Here is a 1,246-nt window from a genome sequence, read left to right on the forward strand (position 1 = left end):
TGAACTGGTCCAGTAATTTCGGACATTCTTTTCGGTTCTCACGCTGCTAGCTTTTCCGCCGCTATCGGTGAGTGATAACCGTTGTAGCTGTGGCGCCTTACGCTGTTGTATCGCGCCACATATCGGTTGATATCTACCTGGGCCTCGTACTCAGAGCTATAACCTCCCTCAGGCACCCATTCGGACTTCAAGCTGCCAAAAAAACGTTCCATCGGGGCGTTGTCCCAGCACTGGCCTTTTCGACTCATGCTCTGTTTCAGCTCGTGCGCCTGCAGTTCAGCCCTGAATTTATGGCTGGTGTACTGGCAGCCTTGATCAGAATGAAACATCACACCTTTTGGTCGCCCTCTCAGTTCAACAGCCATCCGCAGTGACTCACTTGCCAGCGTCGCATCGGCAACCAGTGAATACGACCATCCCACCACTCGACGSGCAAACAGATCCAGCACCACAGAAAAATAGAGCCAGCGTTTGCCGAGTTGGATATAGGTGATGTCCGCGCACCAGACCTTGTTGATGTCAGCGACGTAAAACTCACGTTCCAGCTCATGTTCAGCCACCAAAGACTCAACGCCTGACGATTTGTACTTATGTGGCCTGCGTTGCCGGCTGCTAATCCCAGCTTCCTTCATCAAGCTACGAGCCATGTAACGCCCAACCTGATGGCCTGCACCTCGCAGGTCCTCAGAGAGGGTTCGAGCTCCTGCCGATCCTCTTGAAGCCTTGTGGTACTTAACTAGAACAACCTTGAGCGCTTCGCGCTCCAGGTTGGTTTTCCCCTGACGCTGACGCCAGGCGTAGTAGCTACTGCGGTTGACTTCGAAAACACGACAACAATCTGTAATGCCGTACTGTTCGCCTAGCTCGCTGATCAGAGGGAATGATCTTTGGAGTCCAAAAGCAGGAGAACACTGGCCTTTTTTAGAATTTCGATATCCCGATCTTTCTGCCTGAGCAGGGCCTGGAGTTCCTGGATTTTCTTTTGGTCGGCAGTAATCGCCTTTGTACCAGCCATCGTTGATCCGGCGCGCTCTTTGCGCACCTGCTCGACCCAGCGACGCAAAGCCGTAGGGCCGATATCCAAACTGGCGCAAATTTCGGGAACAGGCAGGTTTTGATCAAGCACCATACTGACGGCGTTGAGTTTGAACTCGCTGGAATAGGACTTTCGCATCATCTGCACACCTCAGGTTTGGGCGCCATCATAGCGCCCTATTGATGTGTCCAAATTCATTAGGCCAGTTCA

2 protein-coding genes are annotated in these 1,246 nt (G+C 52.6%); both read right to left on the reverse strand.

The genetic code is table 11. The features are described 5' to 3' along the window. Window positions 1–38 precede the first annotated feature (38 nt). Window positions 39–875, reverse strand: coding sequence for an IS3 family transposase (locus AU074_RS25885; RefSeq protein ID WP_076017161.1), 837 nt, complete (start codon window positions 873–875; stop codon window positions 39–41). Beyond that, window positions 872–1,177, reverse strand: a complete 306-nt coding sequence (locus tag AU074_RS34660) for a transposase (protein WP_076017160.1) — start codon at window positions 1,175–1,177, stop codon at window positions 872–874. The genes AU074_RS25885 and AU074_RS34660 overlap by 4 nt, the downstream gene beginning before the upstream one ends. Between the last annotated feature and the right edge of the window lie 69 nt (window positions 1,178–1,246).

The organism is Pseudomonas sp. ATCC PTA-122608 (genome assembly GCF_001952855.1).
Taxonomy (GTDB): Bacteria; Pseudomonadota; Gammaproteobacteria; order Pseudomonadales; family Pseudomonadaceae; genus Aquipseudomonas.